This is a genomic window from Arthrobacter sp. BK1, assembly GCF_056680055.1.
This window is the reverse complement of record NZ_CM155263.1, coordinates 1,222,028-1,237,956: the sequence shown is the minus strand read 5'-3', so window position 1 is coordinate 1,237,956 and position 15,929 is coordinate 1,222,028. Positions and strand designations below refer to the sequence as shown.

Annotated in this window: 16 protein-coding genes; 5 read left to right on the top strand and 11 right to left on the bottom strand. The window is 68.0% G+C overall.

Annotated features, from left to right (window positions below; translation table 11 throughout):
- Positions 1-6: 6 nt before the first annotated feature.
- Together AC1MCA_RS05415 and AC1MCA_RS05410 are read right to left on the bottom strand one after the other, a co-directional pair.
- Positions 7-603, bottom strand: coding sequence for a dihydrofolate reductase family protein (locus AC1MCA_RS05415; RefSeq protein ID WP_479801716.1), 597 nt, complete (start codon positions 601-603; stop codon positions 7-9).
- Positions 604-610: 7 nt separating this feature from the next.
- Entirely contained in the window at positions 611-3,289 is a 2,679-nt protein-coding gene (locus tag AC1MCA_RS05410; RefSeq protein WP_479801714.1) for a PEP/pyruvate-binding domain-containing protein, read from the bottom strand.
- Positions 3,290-3,389: 100 nt separating this feature from the next.
- Between AC1MCA_RS05410 and AC1MCA_RS05405 the strand changes: the two genes are divergently transcribed.
- Together AC1MCA_RS05405 and AC1MCA_RS05400 are read left to right on the top strand one after the other, a co-directional pair.
- A complete protein-coding gene (locus AC1MCA_RS05405; protein ID WP_479801712.1) occupies positions 3,390-4,247 on the top strand; it encodes a hypothetical protein in 858 nt (285 codons plus the stop codon).
- A gap of 81 nt (positions 4,248-4,328) precedes the next feature.
- A complete protein-coding gene (locus AC1MCA_RS05400; RefSeq protein WP_181365248.1) occupies positions 4,329-4,472 on the top strand; it encodes a hypothetical protein in 144 nt (47 codons plus the stop codon).
- Positions 4,473-4,523: 51 nt separating this feature from the next.
- Here the strand turns inward: AC1MCA_RS05400 and AC1MCA_RS05395 are convergent, their stop codons facing one another.
- The 3 genes from AC1MCA_RS05395 to AC1MCA_RS05385 all read right to left on the bottom strand — a co-directional run bounded on the left by AC1MCA_RS05395 (position 4,524) and on the right by AC1MCA_RS05385 (position 7,506).
- Positions 4,524-5,003, bottom strand: coding sequence for a DUF805 domain-containing protein (locus AC1MCA_RS05395; RefSeq protein ID WP_479801710.1), 480 nt, complete (start codon positions 5,001-5,003; stop codon positions 4,524-4,526).
- Positions 5,004-5,165: 162 nt separating this feature from the next.
- Positions 5,166-6,758, bottom strand: a complete 1,593-nt coding sequence (locus AC1MCA_RS05390; protein ID WP_479801708.1) for a serine hydrolase domain-containing protein — start codon at positions 6,756-6,758, stop codon at positions 5,166-5,168.
- A gap of 67 nt (positions 6,759-6,825) precedes the next feature.
- Complete coding sequence (locus AC1MCA_RS05385) at positions 6,826-7,506, bottom strand: DUF998 domain-containing protein (protein ID WP_479801706.1); 681 nt, start codon at positions 7,504-7,506, stop codon at positions 6,826-6,828.
- Positions 7,507-7,875: 369 nt separating this feature from the next.
- Here AC1MCA_RS05385 and AC1MCA_RS05380 point away from each other — a divergent pair, with 369 nt between their 5' ends.
- On the top strand, positions 7,876-8,979 hold the full coding sequence (locus tag AC1MCA_RS05380) for a methyltransferase (RefSeq protein WP_479803292.1): 1,104 nt from the start codon (positions 7,876-7,878) through the stop codon (positions 8,977-8,979).
- Positions 8,980-8,985: 6 nt separating this feature from the next.
- Here the strand turns inward: AC1MCA_RS05380 and AC1MCA_RS05375 are convergent, their stop codons facing one another.
- Together AC1MCA_RS05375 and AC1MCA_RS05370 are read right to left on the bottom strand one after the other, a co-directional pair.
- Entirely contained in the window at positions 8,986-9,735 is a 750-nt protein-coding gene (locus AC1MCA_RS05375; RefSeq protein ID WP_479801704.1) for an ArsR/SmtB family transcription factor, read from the bottom strand.
- An 83-nt stretch (positions 9,736-9,818) separates the two neighbouring features.
- Positions 9,819-11,276, bottom strand: a complete 1,458-nt coding sequence (locus AC1MCA_RS05370; RefSeq protein ID WP_479801702.1) for an FAD-dependent monooxygenase — start codon at positions 11,274-11,276, stop codon at positions 9,819-9,821.
- A 205-nt stretch (positions 11,277-11,481) separates the two neighbouring features.
- Between AC1MCA_RS05370 and AC1MCA_RS05365 the strand changes: the two genes are divergently transcribed.
- The gene (locus tag AC1MCA_RS05365) at positions 11,482-12,063 is read left to right on the top strand and encodes an SOUL family heme-binding protein (RefSeq protein WP_479801700.1); all 582 of its coding nucleotides are present in this window, start codon (positions 11,482-11,484) and stop codon (positions 12,061-12,063) included.
- 46 nt (positions 12,064-12,109) lie between these two features.
- Here the strand turns inward: AC1MCA_RS05365 and AC1MCA_RS05360 are convergent, their stop codons facing one another.
- The 4 genes from AC1MCA_RS05360 to AC1MCA_RS05345 are packed head-to-tail and all read right to left on the bottom strand — an operon-like array spanning position 12,110 to position 14,884.
- The gene (locus AC1MCA_RS05360) at positions 12,110-12,541 is read right to left on the bottom strand and encodes a DUF2177 family protein (protein ID WP_479801698.1); all 432 of its coding nucleotides are present in this window, start codon (positions 12,539-12,541) and stop codon (positions 12,110-12,112) included.
- Positions 12,538-12,900 (bottom strand): hypothetical protein, encoded by a 363-nt coding sequence (locus AC1MCA_RS05355; protein WP_479801696.1) that lies wholly within the window; start codon positions 12,898-12,900, stop codon positions 12,538-12,540. The genes AC1MCA_RS05360 and AC1MCA_RS05355 overlap by 4 nt, the downstream gene beginning before the upstream one ends.
- The gene (locus AC1MCA_RS05350; protein ID WP_479801694.1) at positions 12,897-14,405 is read right to left on the bottom strand and encodes an AMP-dependent synthetase/ligase; all 1,509 of its coding nucleotides are present in this window, start codon (positions 14,403-14,405) and stop codon (positions 12,897-12,899) included. Before AC1MCA_RS05350 ends, AC1MCA_RS05355 begins: the two co-directional genes overlap by 4 nt.
- A complete protein-coding gene (locus AC1MCA_RS05345; protein WP_479801692.1) occupies positions 14,402-14,884 on the bottom strand; it encodes a MarR family winged helix-turn-helix transcriptional regulator in 483 nt (160 codons plus the stop codon). The genes AC1MCA_RS05350 and AC1MCA_RS05345 overlap by 4 nt, the downstream gene beginning before the upstream one ends.
- Before the next feature lie 119 nt (positions 14,885-15,003).
- On the opposite strand from AC1MCA_RS05345, the gene AC1MCA_RS05340 reads away from it, so the two are divergent.
- Positions 15,004-15,870: a DUF1295 domain-containing protein gene (locus AC1MCA_RS05340; RefSeq protein WP_479801690.1), complete on the top strand. Its 867-nt coding sequence runs from the start codon at positions 15,004-15,006 to the stop codon at positions 15,868-15,870.
- The last annotated feature ends 59 nt before the right edge of the window (positions 15,871-15,929 follow it).

Here is a 15,929-nt window from a genome sequence, read left to right as displayed (position 1 = left end):
GGCTGCTCACCGGGTGACCCGATACCGGACGTGGGTGACCAGGCTGCTGCCGCGCACCTCCGTCGGCTCGAGCTTGAGGTTCCCCACGCCGTCGAGCAGACGCTCGCCCGCTCCCAGGATTATGGGCGAGATGTGGAGCCGCAGTTCGTCGATCAGCCCCGCCGACAGGTATTGCCGGGCAGTCCGGGCGCCGCCCGCGACGGCCACGTCCTTGCTGCCGGCGGCGTCCCGGGCCTGGGCCAGCGCCGCTTCGATCCCGTCGGTGACGAAGTTGAACGTGGTTCCGCCCTCCATCTCCAGGGGCTCCCGTGCATGGTGGGTGAGGACGAAGACCGGGGCGTGATAGGGCGGCTCCTCTCCCCACCAGCCCCGCCAATCCTCAGCCCACGGCCCGGGGCCGGGCCCGGCGAACATGTTCCGGCCCATGATGAAGGCGCCGGCCGCGAGGATGCCTTCCCTTTCGGCTGCATGGGCCTCAGGTTCTTCGAACTGCCACCGGTGCAGGCTCTCGCCGCCCTCGCCCAGCGGTTCCGCCATGCTTTGGTTTGGGCCGGCGAGGTAACCGTCGAGGGAGATGGTCAGATCGCACGTGACTTGGCTCATGCGCACATCATGCCACCCGGTCATGGGCCTGAGTAGGGCCAGGCTGCTCGAGCGTGACGGTGCCTGCGTCGCCATCCACACGGATCTGCTGGCCGCTGGCGAGACGCTGGGTGGCCACCCCGGTGCCCAGCACCGCGGGGATGCCGTACTCGCGGGCCACGATGGAGCTGTGGCTCAACGGGCCGCCCACATCGGTGACCACGGCGGAGGCCATCGCGAACAGTGGGGTCCACGCGGGTGTGGTGTTCCGGGCCACCAAGGCCTCGCCGGGCTGCATCAGGGCGAAATCCTGGGGCCCCCTCAGGACGCGCGCCGGCGCAGTGACCCGGCCCGAGCTTGCGCCCGTGCCCTTGATGACGTCACCGGCCTGGTGCTGCGAGCCTGCGGGCATCATGGACGTCAAAGACTTTTCCATCCAGCGGCTCTCGGGGAGCATCTGCGGGGCAGCGGCCTTCAGCTGGCCACGCCACAGCATTTTCCGTTCCTCGACGGCGGCGGCCCGGACAGGCCGGTCCGCCCCGGTGATGGCCACGGCCGCCCGGGTACCCGGTGCGGCCAGGCCGAAATCGACGGCGCTCCGCAGCTCCTGGTACCGCAGCCAGAACACGTCGGGTGCGTCACCGATGACACCGGAGTCCACCAGCCGCCGGCCGAGTTCGAGCAGCATCCGCCGCAGCAGCGGCCAGGCCAGGCCGACGTCGGCCAGTGCATCTTCGCGGATCGGCGCCGTGGTCTGTGCCCAGCGGAGCAGTCGGAGGAACGCGGCGCGGCGGCGTGGCCCGAGGCGGGTGCTGACCAGCCGGGTCTGGTTCTCCCGGCGTTCGGCGGAGCGCCGCTGCCGTTCGTGCGGGTCAGTGCCCTGCCCCCGCAGATAGAACTTCACCGTCCCCAGCAGTGCTGACGGATCGTCGGCCGGCACGGGGTCGGCGAAGTCCAGGTTGTAGACGGTGTGGCCGAACCGGTCCAGGTGGGCCTGAAGGCGGGAATGCCACTGCCCCCACAGCGACTGATCGAACCCGGCAGGCGCGGCGCCGGTGCGCTGGGACCCGGCCAACGCCGTCGTCGGTTCATTGAGCAGCGCCGCGGCCAGTCCGGGAACGCCGCGGGCCCAGGCGGTAAGGCCGTACAGCGACTTCTCCGCCCGGATGGGCTCGCTGTCGTAGCCGAGGATGAAGGTCTGCGCCGGGGGATCCCCGTCCCGCCGGACGAGCTTCTCGTAAAACGCCCGGAAGGAGAGTTCGCTGCTCGCGGCCAGCGGAATGATGGACTGCACGGCCGTGTAGTACACGGTGCCGGCGTCCAGCAGCGCCTGCGCCCCCTCCAGCAGCTCCTCGCCGGAGAGCTCCGCGACCGGCGTCGCCTGCCAGTCCTCGATCACCCGTTCGTACTTGGGATGCGAGTAGTCGCGCCAGCCGGCCACCCCCATATGCGCCTGGCCGCGGGCCAGCGCGCGGACCGCCGGCAACGTCTTGCCCAGCATCCTGAGCATCCCCGCGGTGCGGTAGTAGTAATAGGCGTAGCCGTTGATGGTGGGCATTTTGATGTCGCCCTCTCGGATGATGTTCCTGCCCAGGGCGTCGGCCAGCAGGGCTTTCAGCGAGCGCGACACTGAGCCGTCAATGAGGTCGGCAAAGAGCGGCGAGAGCGGGTCGGGCAGCTGTTCCACGATGCTGGCCCGGAAATACAGGCCTTTCGGATACGGCACGGGCCAGGTCTCCGGGGTATCGGCCGCAGGTTCGGGGAGCGCGGTGATGGGCCGGGACTGCAGCAGGAAGAACCTGTCACCGGCCCGCGCCCACTCGATGTCCTGCGGCGCCCCGAAATGATCAGCAATCCGGGCTCCGTAGCCCGCCAGCTCGGCGGCGGCGCGGTCATCAAGAACAGGCGCACGACGACGGTCCGCCGGCACCGGTCCCTCCCGCGTCCCGTGCTCCGAGTAGACAGTCATGACCGCCTTGTCGGCGGTCTGCCGGGACAACACAGTGCCCGTCCCGACGTCGACAACCAGGTCATCCGTGGTGACCGTCCCGCCCACCACGGATTCGCCGAGGCCCCAGGCGGCGCTGATAACTGTCTGGTCGAGGCGCCCGTTGGCAGGATTGGCGGTGAACATCACCCCGGCGGACTCGGCGTCAATCATCTGCTGGACCACCACCGCGAGGCGCACCGAGCCCGGTGCGATGCCTTCCCGGGCGCGGTAGGCCATGGCCCGCGCCGTCCACAGGGAGGCCCAACAATCGATCACTGCAGCGGACAGAGATTCAGCCCCGCGGACGTTCAGGTAGGACTCCTGCTGCCCGGCGAAGCTGGCCGCCGCGAGGTCCTCGGCCGTGGCGGAGGAGCGCACCGCAACGGCCGTGGCCCCGCCGTCGAGATTTCCGTAGGCGGCCCCGAGTTCCGTTGCGATGTCGGTGGGCATGGTGCCGCTCCTAAACAGGGACTGGATCCGCTCCGAGGCGTCCGTGTAGTCCTGTGGCGCCGCGTCATGTGTGAGCGCGGCCAGTTCCTGGATGGCGTCCCCGAGCTGGTTGGCCTGCACAAAGTGAGAGTAGGCGGCGGTGTTCAGCACAAACCCCGGCGGCACCGGAAGCCCGGCCTGGATGAGCCCGCCCAGTCCCACGGCCTTGCCACCGGCCACGGCGATGTCGCCAGGTCCCACCTCGCCCAGGTTGTTGACGTAGCTCATGATTCGGCGTCCTCACTGCCCCGCCTTTGGGGGCGTTTGAGCGAACCTGATTCTCCACATACTGGCACTGCCGCCTGCAAGAGGCCATAGACTCGGAGTCATGTCAGCTCTTGGGGGGATGCGGACGCAGCGCAGATCAGTCCTGGTCATGATGGCCGCGCTGGTCATGGCGCTCGCAGGGTGTGAATACGGCGGCCTTGATGCGCGGCCGGCCCCGGCATCTTCCCCGGTATCACCTGCGCCCCGGTCCTTCGAGGAAAACGCCGCCGAGGTGGTGCGGCTGCTCGAGGCTCCGGCGTCGGATCCCGGTATGCCGTCCGAGGCGGAACCGGCCGGGAAGCTTTCCCTGGTTCTGGCGCCCGGTGACTATGTGGTCACGGGGGCATGCGCGGGTGTTTACGGGGCCAAGCTCACCATTGTGAAGGGTGAGGGCATGCCGGAGGCTTCCAGCTTTGAATGCGACGCGGCGTTGGACCGTTTTGTCAGGCACTCCGGGGGGCCCATCACCATCAGCGCGGTCCCGCCCACGGGCAGGCCGTCCGCAACCGGTGTCAAGGTCCGGCCCAACACGGATCGCAGGGCTTCGGAGCTGGAGGACTTCTCTGAATGGTCAGCAACGCAGCTGCAGCCGTATGTGACTGGTGAGTCACGTGGTGCCACCAGTGCGAGCTCAACCGCCGCCGGATCGGTGCAGGCCGAACCCGGCCAGTACGAGCTCCATTTCGTCTGCAGCGGGCCGCCAGGGGCAACGCTGTCGGCGGCTTCCTGGGCTGGCGCCGAAGTTCTGGCGCCGGTGCAGGTCATCTGCGACGGACAGGTGTTCACGACAACCCTTATGCTCCCCACCGAGGGCGTGGACCTGACGATGAGCCCCGGCGGTGGCCTGGACGGCCGCTTCGCGTACAAGCTCGTGCCGGCTGCCCTGAATCCGGTCCCGCCGGGCAGCGCAGGCTACTGACACCCGGCAGGAGGCAGTCTGTCAGCGTTGGCATCCGTGTCATAGGATTCGCGCACCCGACCCACGCATTATTGTCGAATCATGGGCAAGGATCAGAACAGTGAGCTGGAGGGGCAGACCTCCATCAACGAGCTGCTCGACAAGCCCGTCGGAGACACCCATATCCAGCTGGTGCTGCCCATCCACGTCCAGCTCCGCCCGGGGGAATTCCGCCGCGTGTCCTGAGGGCCAGGACCGGCCCCAGGACACGCGGCGGGGTCCTGAACGGGACTGGTCCTAGAAGGAGACCGGCTGGTCGAACCGCTGGCGCTCCTGCAGGTCGAACCGCTGGCCCTCCGGCTTGGCATCCATCACTGCGAAGACGATGATGACAATTGCGCCGAAGAACGGAATCAGCACGAGCAGCGCCAGCCAGCCGCTGACGTTGACGTCATGGAGCCGGCGGGCAATCAACGCCCACGCCGGAACAAGCGTGGCGAGCAGCCAGGTGCTCGCCAGACCCTGCACAATCATCAGTCCTACCTCGGCTTCGTTGAGGGCGGAAAGTATGGCGGCCGCGTAAAACAGGATGAGGACGATGCCGTTGGCGAGCACCCACCACCAGTATTCACTGCGGCTGGCCCGCCCTGAGAACGTTGCGTACTTCTTGAAAAACCGGCTGACGGCGTCCGGCAAAGATGCTCCGTAGAGTGGCGCCGAGAGCGACGGAACGCCACCGGCCGGCTGGGCATACTGCTGTTGCGGTGTGTAGGTCATGAAGGTCCCCCGAGTGTTTGAGTGAAGCTTTGGTGGTGAGTGTGCGTCCGCGCGGAGCAACTCCCTCTACGGGATTGACCGCGACGGGCACCGGGTACATCGTAGCGGGGTTTATCCATCAAAAAGAATAATTGGCCGATGGGCGGAGCGCGGGCATGGAAATTAGGGTGTGGCCGGGCTGGTGCGCCCCGGCGGGCCTGAGACCAGCAGGGCGAGCAGCCACACCGTCCGCGGGATCGGCCAGACAATGGCCAGCGCGAGCACCGGCACCAGCGAGACGCCGACGTCGGGGAACTGGCGGATGATCACGGACAGGTGGGTGTCGAACCGGGCCGGGGCGTAGACGAGGCACAGCCACAGAACAAAGGCGTCGAGGGCAAGGGCCGCGGCAGCCCAGGCCAGGGGAGTCCGCCGTGTCCGGGCAGCCAACGGTTCCCGCAGCACCAACCGCAGTGCCAGCCAGAAGCTCAGCAGTTCCGCGAGCAGCAGTGACAGCGCCACAGCCCAGCTGTACTGCTGCAGCCAGTCCTCGTGAACCACGGCAGGCACGGGGGACTGGCCATGTAGGATCCGCAGCAGGTTGGTGTCGATGGCTTTCAGTCGGGACGGGGCAGCTGTGTCATTGCCGTTGATCACCAGGGCAACGCCCAACCCCGTGGACGGAACGAGACCCAGGTAGGTGTGGCTGTTGCCCCATTCGCCCTGGTGCTCCAGCAGCAGCGGGAGTGCCGCGGGATCAGTCCGCGTCGCCGGATCAACGGACTCCACCAGCGGCCTGGTGAACCAGCCCATGGCGTACCGCTTGGCGCCGTCCACCCGCACCCTTGGCTCGAACATCGCCGCCACGCTCTCGGGCCGGAGGATGCGCGCGTCCCCGTACCGGCCGCCGTCGGCCAGTGCCATCAGCACATGGCTCAGGTCCCCGGCCGAGGCGTACATGGTGCTGGACGGCATGCCGGTGGTGGGTGCCGGCACGTCGGTCTGCCGCCAGAACGAGCTGAACCAGCGGGAGTAGCCGGCGGCCGCGCCGTCCGCCCGCGCATCACCGCGCGTCGGATGGCTGTGGTCCATCCGCAGCGGCGCGAAAACGTGCTGTTCCACGTACTCCCCGAACGGCTGGCCGGAGACTGTCTGCACCAGGAGACCCAGGACGTTGAAGTTGGCGCTCGCGTAGCGGAAACCCTCGCCCGGCGCTCCGGCCAGCGGGGAATCCGCCAGGGCACGGACCCCTGCTTCGAGGGCGTCCGGGTCTTGCGCGTCCGACGCTTCGAAGGCTGTGTCGCGGGACGACATGCCGCTGGCCTGGTGGAGCAGGTGACGCACTGTGATGGCCCACGAGCGGCGGTCGTCCAACCTGAACCAAGGCAGGTAGGTCTGCACCGGCTCATCCAGCCGCAGCCTGCCGGCCTCGACCTGCTGCATCACAGCGATCGCTGTCAGGGACTTGGTGGCTGAGGCAAGCAGCACCGGCGTCTGGACGGTCATCGGCCGCCCGGCGTCATCGGCGCGGCCGAACGCGGCGGAGTGAACCTGGACGCCGTCACGGACGACGGCGACTGCGGCGCCCGGAATCCCCAGGACCTCGAGTTGCTCGCGAAGGAACGCGTCCAGTGCCTGGTACGTCTGTTCTGAATTTATGGATTGTGCGGGCGACGGAACGTCAGGGGCCGGTGCCGACGGGGTGGTGCCGCCGAGGATACAGGCGGCCACAAGGCACATCAGGAGGCAGCGCGATGACCAGGAAATAGCTCGCATGCCCGCACCTGCACTTCAGCCGACCGTCCCTACACGGTAGAACCTCAGCAGGTGGAACACAATGCGTTCAGGTCCTGCCTGCGCCGTTCCACGGGGGCCGCTTCCACAATGCCATGGCCAGCACAGCCACCCAGACCATAAAGGCCCAGATGCTGATCCGTTCGCCGATGCCCAGCACGAGGTTCGGTCCCGGAGCCGCCATGAACGCCACCATGCCCATGACCGCGGAAACAGCCAGTGACACGAACGAATACACGCGCATCCGGCCAGGGAACCCCACAGCCACAAAGCACATTGCCGCCACCATCAGGGCAAGCTGCACGTTGGTGGCCACAATATGCATGGGAACAGACGCCTCGTCACCCAGCGTCAGCGGATAAAAGCCTCCCATGATGTTCCACAGCCCGTACCCGATGAGCAGGCCGCCGCCGATCCGCAGGGCACGGTTTCCGCGCGCGGACATCCAGACGCCTACGCCGAACGCCGTGAACAGCAGCGTGTAGAGCCACGTGAAGGGGACCAGGACGTCACGGCCGGGGGAACCGACGGCGAACAGCTCGCTCACCATTTGTTCGGTGCGGCGGTATCCCTCCCATCGGGATGCCGCCAAGCCGTCCGTGGCAAGGACGTAGGACAGCGATGACAGGGCCCCTGCAGCGAGCAGCCCCTTGCGGAGCGTGTCACCAGGTTGGGTTCCCGGCTGGGCAGTCCGCCTGAGTTGCGGAACCCGATGCTTCTCGATTGACATTTCCGGATGTCCTCAGAGCCCGCAGCCTGACCGGAGTGTGGCGTCGGGCCCGCGGGCGTCCGCTCCGACTCCTCGGTTTCCAGCCTGCGCCGTGCTGCCGGAGCACCGCTAGGGGCAAACGTCCTTGGCCCGAGGCCACGAGGTGCAGCCGTAAGGACTTTCCCGGGCCGGGCAGCGGGGGCAACCCGCGGCACACCCCTGTATCCTGACAGTGCAGGGTGAATGGCCAATCGGCCCGCCGCAATCGTCACTCTCAGCGGCCCCAGACTCTTGGAATGGATCCATATCACCGATACGCCAGCTTCCGTGGGAACTCCGACGCCGGTCCACGACCCCGCGGTTACAGCCGCGGTGGATGATCCCGCCGTCGTGACGTGGGCCGAGGCGGGTGTCAGCCTGACTGCGCGCTGGCGTTCGGCGAACGGCAGACCGGCCCCGGCACGCGTTGAAGTGGTCGACGACTCCCTCACGGCCGATGAGGCGAACCGGATGGCGTCACAGGGGATCGCGATGCTCTGGCACGGCGACTTCCACAACGCGCGGCAGATCCTCAACGCCATGGACCGGCGGATAAGCGCCGGAAAGAAAAAGCCCGCAGGGTCCCCGGCCGACGGGTTCTATAGGCACCGCCAGTCCCGCTCGCACCGTGCACGCATTCTCGGCCTGCTGCTGGTTCCCCTTGATCCGGGTCCCGTGGTGCCGCTGCGCCGCGCACCCGATATCCGGGAGGCCGCCAGTGAAGCGTACGGCGGGATCGGCGAATCTTCCGTCGTGTCCCTGCATGAGCTCGTCGGGGCAATCGGCGCCCACGAGTGGCGGCGGAACGGCGTGTACGTCGATGCCCTGCAGGGCCGCATCCACCCGCACTACGGCACGTTCTTCCCCACCCGGAGTGAGTACGTGGACCTCGTGGCCGCCGCGCCGCTGCCCTCTGACACGCTGGCGTTCGACGTCGGAACCGGCACCGGGGTGCTCGCTGCCGTCCTCGCGCGCCGCGGCTTCCACCGTGTGGTGGCGACGGACAACGAACCGCGTGCCATCGCCTGCGCCGGTCAGAATTTCCGGGACCTCGGTGTCCAGGACCGTGCCGAGGCCGTCCTGACTGACATGTTCCCGCCCGGACGGGCACCGCTGATCGTGTGCAACCCGCCCTGGATTCCGGCCACCCCGCATTCCAGCCTGGACAGCGCCGTCTACGACCCCGGGAGCAGGATGCTGTTCCGCTTCCTGAACGAACTCCCCGATCATCTGGAGCCGGGCGGCGAGGGCTGGCTTGTCCTCTCCGACCTGGCCGAGCACCTTGGCCTGCGGTCGCGTGAGGACCTGCTGGCCGCCATCGAAGCGGCGGGGCTGAAGGTAGTGGACCGGCTCGACACCAAGCCAACGCATCCGAAGGCATCGGACCGGGACGATCCCCTGTTCGAGGCGCGCGCGGCCGAGGTCACATCACTATGGCGGCTTGTTCCCTGCTAGCCCGCCTTAGGTGTACATCAGGGATCCCGGCGTGGTGAGGAGTTCTCCGGTTTCCAGCCAGGTCTTGAGGCCGGAGAGGATCATCGGCCAGCCGCCGTAGAGCTGATCGTTGGCGCCGTCGCGGAGCTGGTCGTGGGTGACGGTGAGGTGGCAGGAGTCGCCCACGGGTTCGATCTCCCACGTGATGCGGGAGGTGCCTTCGGCTTTGACGTCCTCGCCCCAGAGCGCCGTCATGGTCTGGACGAGTTTCCGCGGCGGGTCAACTTCGATGTTTTCGCCCTCGCCCAGCAGCTCACCGCCTTTGGGTGCCATCTCGAAGCGGGATCCCGGTGTGAAATCCGAGTTGATGACGGCGCCGAACTGGTACTTGCTGCGGATCTCGCCGTCCGTGATGGCTTCCCAGAGCCGTTCCGGGGTGGTCTTGATGTAGATTTCGAAGATCTTTTCCATGGGACTTTCCAATCTGGTTTTGAGGTCGCTGAGGCCAGCGGCCCATGGTTCGGCATATTTGCTCACCCAGCGGTCGTGGACGAGCCGGATGGGCACCGGATTCAGGAAGTGGAGTTTCTCCCGCCCCCGACGGCGGGTCACCACCAGGCCGGCATCCTCCAGCAGCTTGAGGTGCTTCATGACCCCGTAGCGGGTCATCTGGAAGTGCAGCTCAAGAGCATGCAGGGTCTGCCCGTCTTCCCGGAAAAGCTCATCGAGGAGCTCCCTGCGGGTGGGGTCGGCGAGGGCCTTGAATACGGCGTCCACGGTTTAAGAATAGGTGACCAATTGGTCACATGTCTAGAGGTTCGGGTGGATGATCCGCCGTCGTAAATGACGACGGCGGTGCTCTACCGCCGTGCGGGCCCGAACCACCGGGCCAGTGCGTCCTCCAGCCCCTGCCGGGTCCCTTCTCCCGTCCACGCCACGTGCCCGTCCGGCCGGATCAGCACAGCGGCCGGGGCGCTGACCGGACCGAGCACCGGAAGCTCCCATCCGCCGTCGTACGTGGCGTCCACCAGCTGCACCCGGTCCGCCCAGGGGCCCGCGTCAACGCTGCCCGGCACGCCGAGGTTAAGCAGCACCGCACGGGCACGGTGCAGGAAAGCGAACAGACGGAGGGGACCGTTGGCGGTGACGACGTCGAGATCGGGCATCCGCCGCCCCAGCAGCGGGTGCCCCTCGCCGAAGTCGTAGCGGACGTCCAGGCCGGAAATGAGCCCGGCCACCCGCTTCCGGGCCTCATCGATGGTCAGCAGGTCGGCCACCGTGTCGGCCAGGGCGCCCACGCGCGGATCGGCCTTCTGCATCAGCGCCTGCGCCATGGTGTGCTTGAGTGCGCGGGCCCCGGCGGGGTGACGCTCGGCGTGATAGGTATCCAGCAGGCTGTCCGGCGCGGTGCCCTTGACCACCGCGGCGAGCTTCCAGCCGAGGTTCACCGCGTCCTGGATGCCGAGCCCGATCCCTTGCCCGCCCGTGGGGGAGTGGATGTGCGCTGCGTCCCCGGCCAGCAGCACCCGGCCGCTCCGGTAGGCAGCGGCCTGGCGGGTGGCATCGGTGAACCGCGAAATCCAGGTAGGCGAGTGGACCCCGAAATCGGTGCCGTAGATGTCGGTCAGGGCCTTGCTGAGGTCCGCCAGGCCGGGCTCGGTGGCCGGCCCAATCTGCTTCTCTGTCACCACCACCCGCGTGGTCCGCCCGTCCTCCATCAGGTGCAGCCCGTGGACCCCCACCCCGTCAATGCGCATGCCTGTGGGCGTCTCCGCAGTCACCTCCACCTCGGCGATGAGGCTGCTTCTGGTCGCATCCCAGCCGGGGAACCCGATGCCGGCCGCCTTGCGGACAGCACTCCGCCCGCCGTCGGCGCCCACCAGGTACAGCGCGCGGATCGACCCGCCGCCGGCGAGCCGCACGTCAACGCCGCCGCCGTCCTGGGCGAGGCCGGCAACCTCCAGGCCCCGGTGGACCGGCACCCCCAGCTCCTCGATCCAGCCGGACAGGATCCGCTCGATGCGGTTCTGCCACAGGCCCAGCGTGTAGGGGTGCCGGGTGGGAAAGTCGCTCATGTCCAGCATCGTGGTCCCGAAGAACGCCGCCTGGACCTGCTTGCCCTCGGCGAGGAACCGGCCGGCAATCCCGCGCTGATCGAGGATTTCGATGGTCCGCGCGTGGAAGCCGCCGGCACGCGACCCCACAAGGTCCGGCGTCGGGCGGCGCTCCACAATCACCGCGTCCACCCCGGCCAGCGCCAATTCGCCGGCCAGCATCATCCCGGTGGGACCACCTCCGGCAATGACCACGTCAACCATCGCATTCCCCGCCTCTCCAGGCCTGTTGCGTGCACTTCTTCGGGGCGCGTCTGAGCCAGTTTGGGGCATGCCTGGGGCCTTGCCGCAAGACCCCGGGTGGGGGATACATTGGAAATGGAGGGACATACGACGGCGGCGCGGAGTGGGTGCGTCCGCCCGCCGGCTCTGGCCGCACCCGCCGGACCGGCGTACCGTCTGGAGAACTATGACCGAACAGCAAACCTACGAGCTGGTTCACCGCTACCCGCACTTTGAGCTGCGCCGCTATCCCGGGCATGCTGTGGCCGAGGTCACCGTCAACGCCACCTTTGACCGGGCCGGCAACGCCGCCTTCCGGCACCTGTTCAACTACATCAGCGGCAGGAACACCGCACGGCAGAAGCTGGCCATGACCGCCCCGGTGGTCCAGGGTGTCGAATCCTCAGAGAAGCTGGCGATGACCGCGCCGGTGCTGCAGAGCGTTCCCTTGCCGGGAGCCGATGCCCCCGCCGACTTTGTGATCGCGTTTGTGCTCCCCTCGGGGGTCACCGCCGAGACCGCGCCGGTCCCCACGAACCCCGATGTCAAAATCCGGGCCGTTCCGGGTTCGCTCGCGGCGGCCGTGCGCTTCTCCGGCAGCGGCACGGAAAAGGCCTTTGCCCGCCACACCACCGGACTGCAGGCCGCTCTGACCCTCGCCGGGCTGACCGCGGTGGGGCCGCCCCGGTTCGCCCGCTTCGATCCGCCGTTCAAGCCGTGGTTCCTCCGCCACAACGAGGTCATTCAGGACGTGCAGGAACCCAGCTAAAACGCGGCCGACGGCGGAACCCGCCTGCCGCCGTCGGGCACCCCCGCTAGGAGGTGCTTCGCCTGGCCCGGCCCGGCTTCAGCAGCGTGGCCGTGAGCCAGGTGACCACACTGCAGGCCACAGCTCCCCAGGCGATGTCCGTCACGGCAACAAGGGCCGGGAAATCCTTCAGGACGGCGAGCCCGGTCAGCGCCCACGTGGCGTAGGTGAAGAAGCCGAACAGCGCCGCTCCGGTCACCCGTTGCCGCAGCGTGGCGTCAGGCTTGTTGGGCTGGACGCCATAGTGCACCATCCCCGCCACGAAGATGACGTAGAAGGCCACGGCGCCGGCGAGGTTGGGGGTGTCGGCGAGGAGGCCCCCGATCTGGCTTTCATACAGCCTGCTGGCCACGGTGGTGATCCAGACGACGTCGAGGACTGCGAAGACCGCCGCGGCCACAGCGTAGGAAAGCAGCCACTTCTTGACGTTGGTGCTCATGCTTGGCTCCTGGTGTCGGCGTACAGGTTGTCCACGATGTGGCGGGCGCGCTCGGTGAAGGCGCCGCGCTTGAGCTTCATGGTGGGGGTGACGTTTCCGTTGGTTTCGCTGAGAGCGGCGAGCAGCAGCACAAACCGCCGCACCTGCTCGGAGCGGGCGATCTTCGCGTTCGCGGCACTGACCGCTTTGCCGATGGCGTGGAGGAGCCGCGCGTCCTCGATCTGGACGGCGCCGCCGTCGTCCGGGATCCGCAGGCCGGCGAGATCGGCGATGCCCTCGCGCTCCGCCCAGGCCGCTACAGACTCCGGGTCCAGCAGCACCAGCCCGCCGAGGTAGGGCTTGCCTTCGCCCACCATCACGGCGTGGCCACGAGAGGATCGCCCTCCACGTAGCCTTCCCAAATGGCGGGGGAGATGGTCTTGCCGCCGGCGGTGACAATGACGTCCTTGATCCGGCCCTTGAGGGTGAGCCGTCCCAGGTCATCGAGCTCGCCGAGGTCGCCGGTGCGGAAGAACCCGTCGGTGAAGGCGTCCGCGTTGTCGGCAGGCCTGCGGTAGCCGGCGAACACCCCCACACCGCGGGCCAGCACCTCGCCCTGTTCCGAGAGGCGCACGGTGGTTCCGGGCATCGGGACGCCCACGGACCCCGCGCTGATCGCCCCGGGCATGTTCCCGGTCAGCGGGGCAGTGGTTTCGGTGAGGCCGTAGCCCTCGATGACCGGCAGGCCCAGGCCGCGGAAGAACAGGGACAGGTCCGCGTCGAGCGCGGCGGCGCCGGAAAGAAGGTAGCCCAGCCGCCCGCCCACCAGCTTCCGGAGGCGTGCGTAGAAGAGGCGGTCGAACAGCGCGTGCCTGGCACGCAGGCCGAACGGGGCACGCACGGCGGTACCGGCGTCGTGCGCTTCGGCGAACCGGCCCCACTCCACCGCGGTGCGCTGCGCCGACGCCCACACGCGGCCGAGGCGTTTCTTCGACGCGGCGGCCGCGGCGGACGCCTGGATCTTCTGCAGCACGCGGGGGACCACCACCAGGAAGGTGGGCTTGAGGGCGCCGAGGGCGGGCACCACATCGCGGGGATCAGACAGGTGCGCGATCCTCATGCCGTTGGCCAGACAGATCAGCTGCAGCCCGCGGGCCAGCACGTGCGCCATGGGCAGGAAGATGATGGTGTTGCCGCCCTCGCGGACCACTTCCGTGTAGGCGGCCGCGACGTTCAGCACCTGGCCCACGAAGTTGCCGTGCGTGATCAGGGCGCCTTTCGGTGCGGCGGTGGTGCCGGAGGTGTAGACGATGGTGGCCACCGAATCCAGGTCCGCGAGCAGGCGCCGCTCCTCCACGGCGCTGTCCGGAACTCCGGCGCCGAGCAGCACCAGGGCGGCCAGGTCCGCGCCGGGCCGGGTGTCCATGGTCCAGACGCCCAGGCCGGTGATCCCTGCATGGTCGAACCCCCGCTCCAGCAGGACGGCGTGCCCGGCGCTGCCGGCTACCGCCAGCCGCACCTCGGCGTCGGTGAGGATGGCTGTCACCTGGGGCAGGGCGGACGTCTCGTAGATGGGAACCACGACGGCGCCGGCGAACCACGCTGCCATGTCGGCCAGCGCCCATTCGTAGCGGGTGGGGGACATGATTGCGAGCGATTCGCCCGGCTGGAGGCCCGCGGCGATGAAGCCTTTGGCCAGGGCGCGGACCTCATCGACGAACTGCCCGGTGGTCACCTGCCGCCAGGGATCCGTAATGGCGGCATCCGCGGCGCGCACCTCGAAGGCTACGTGGCCGGGGGAGGACCGGGCCCGCTGCATGAGCAGTTCGGTGGCGTTGCGGTGGCCGGAGGTGGCAACCAGCGGCGGGGAAGTGAACTCTCTCATCGGGCGTCCTTCTCCGAAAGTGTGTGCAGGTGGTCCTGCATCTGGTGCTGGGCGGCATCGAGAAAACCGGCGACGACGGCCTGGTGGGCTGCAGGGAGGGCGTTGAGGTAGGTGCTGGTGGCGGTGACCAGCGGCCGCATCAGGTCCATGAGTGCCTGCGATGCGGCCGGGGTGACGTTCACGTGGACCTGGCGCCGGTCCTCGGCACCCCTGAGGCGTGCCACATAGCCGTGCGGCTCCAGCCGGCTGATGATGGCCGTGGTGGTGGCCGCCGTCGCGCCCAGCTCACCGGCCAGCCTGCCCACCGTTACCGGGCCCAGTTGTGCCAGCACGGACAGGGCGCGGTAATCGGTGAGGTTCAGTCCGAGCCTGCGGGCCACTTCCCGCTCTGTCTCGTTGGCGAGACTGAACATGTTCTGCAGCGTGAACGCGGCTGGGTGGACGGGCGGGCCTGCGGTCCCACCTACTTGCATTTGCATGGATCCACCCTACCCAATATTGTTTGATGTTCAAACAGGATTGAATAATAGGCCTCCTAGTGGATAGCCTGCCTAGGTGTTATTGCCGGCAAACCGCCGGCGTCTGAAAGGAAGCTCTCATGAAGGAATCCGACCGTAAAGCGCTGATCATCCTCCCGGTGGTGGTGGTCATCGGCGCCCTGGTGGCCGTGGCCGGCAGCCAGGGCGGTGCCACCGTGGGCGGATTCCCGCTCTTCGGCCTGGGGGTGGCGGCCGCGTTCCTGATCCAGTGGCTGGCGTTCATCCCGGCTTTCAAGGCGCAGACCGAACACTATTACGACCTCACAGGAGCCCTGACCTACATCTCCATCACCGTTCTTTTGGTCCTGCTGACCCCGGGCGTGGATGCGAGGGGGCTGCTGCTGGCGGCCATGGTGGTGGCATGGGCCCTCCGGCTGGGAAGCTTCCTGTTCCGGCGCGTCAGAAAACACGGCAAGGATGACCGCTTCGACGAGATCAAGCCTTCGTTCGTCAGGTTCCTGAACGCCTGGACCGTGCAGGGGCTCTGGGTGGTCCTCACTGCAGCTGCGGCCTGGATTGCCATCACCAGCGCCACCCGGGTGGCGCTGGACTGGTGGGCCCTGGCGGGCGTTGTGGTCTGGGCCGTTGGCTTCGGCATTGAGGCCGTGGCTGACAACCAGAAGGGCCGCTTCAAGGCAGACCCCGCCAACGGGGGCAGGTTCATCTCCACCGGCCTGTGGTCCAAGTCCCGCCACCCCAACTACTTCGGCGAGATAGTCCTCTGGATCGGCGTGCTGCTGATCGCCGTGCCGGTGGTGCAAGGCTGGCAGTGGGTGGCGCTGCTGTCCCCGGTCTTCGTGGCGTTCCTGCTGATCAAGGGCAGCGGCATCCCGCTGCTGGAAAAGAAGGCCGATTCCAAGTGGGGCGGCCAGGCAGACTATGAGGCGTACAAGAAGAACACGCCGGTCCTGATCCCGAAGCTCTAGCAGTGGCCAGATCCCACCGCCCCGGCCGGATGGAAAACGGGCGGCCCCGTGCTAGTCTC

Bases quoted from the DNA above. Each gene is read 5' to 3' on its own strand.
- AC1MCA_RS05415 (WP_479801716.1), bottom strand. From the start codon at position 603: ATGAGCCAAGTCACGTGCGATCTGACCATCTCCCTCGACGGTTACCTC.
- AC1MCA_RS05410 (WP_479801714.1), bottom strand. From the start codon at position 3,289: ATGAGCTACGTCAACAACCTGGGCGAGGTGGGACCTGGCGACATCGCC.
- AC1MCA_RS05405 (WP_479801712.1), top strand. From the start codon at position 3,390: ATGTCAGCTCTTGGGGGGATGCGGACGCAGCGCAGATCAGTCCTGGTC.
- AC1MCA_RS05400 (WP_181365248.1), top strand. From the start codon at position 4,329: ATGGGCAAGGATCAGAACAGTGAGCTGGAGGGGCAGACCTCCATCAAC.
- AC1MCA_RS05395 (WP_479801710.1), bottom strand. From the start codon at position 5,003: ATGACCTACACACCGCAACAGCAGTATGCCCAGCCGGCCGGTGGCGTT.
- AC1MCA_RS05390 (WP_479801708.1), bottom strand. From the start codon at position 6,758: ATGCGAGCTATTTCCTGGTCATCGCGCTGCCTCCTGATGTGCCTTGTG.
- AC1MCA_RS05385 (WP_479801706.1), bottom strand. From the start codon at position 7,506: ATGTCAATCGAGAAGCATCGGGTTCCGCAACTCAGGCGGACTGCCCAG.
- AC1MCA_RS05370 (WP_479801702.1), bottom strand. From the start codon at position 11,276: ATGGTTGACGTGGTCATTGCCGGAGGTGGTCCCACCGGGATGATGCTG.
- AC1MCA_RS05365 (WP_479801700.1), top strand. From the start codon at position 11,482: ATGACCGAACAGCAAACCTACGAGCTGGTTCACCGCTACCCGCACTTT.
- AC1MCA_RS05360 (WP_479801698.1), bottom strand. From the start codon at position 12,541: ATGAGCACCAACGTCAAGAAGTGGCTGCTTTCCTACGCTGTGGCCGCG.
- AC1MCA_RS05350 (WP_479801694.1), bottom strand. From the start codon at position 14,405: ATGAGAGAGTTCACTTCCCCGCCGCTGGTTGCCACCTCCGGCCACCGC.
- AC1MCA_RS05345 (WP_479801692.1), bottom strand. From the start codon at position 14,884: ATGCAAATGCAAGTAGGTGGGACCGCAGGCCCGCCCGTCCACCCAGCC.
- AC1MCA_RS05340 (WP_479801690.1), top strand. From the start codon at position 15,004: ATGAAGGAATCCGACCGTAAAGCGCTGATCATCCTCCCGGTGGTGGTG.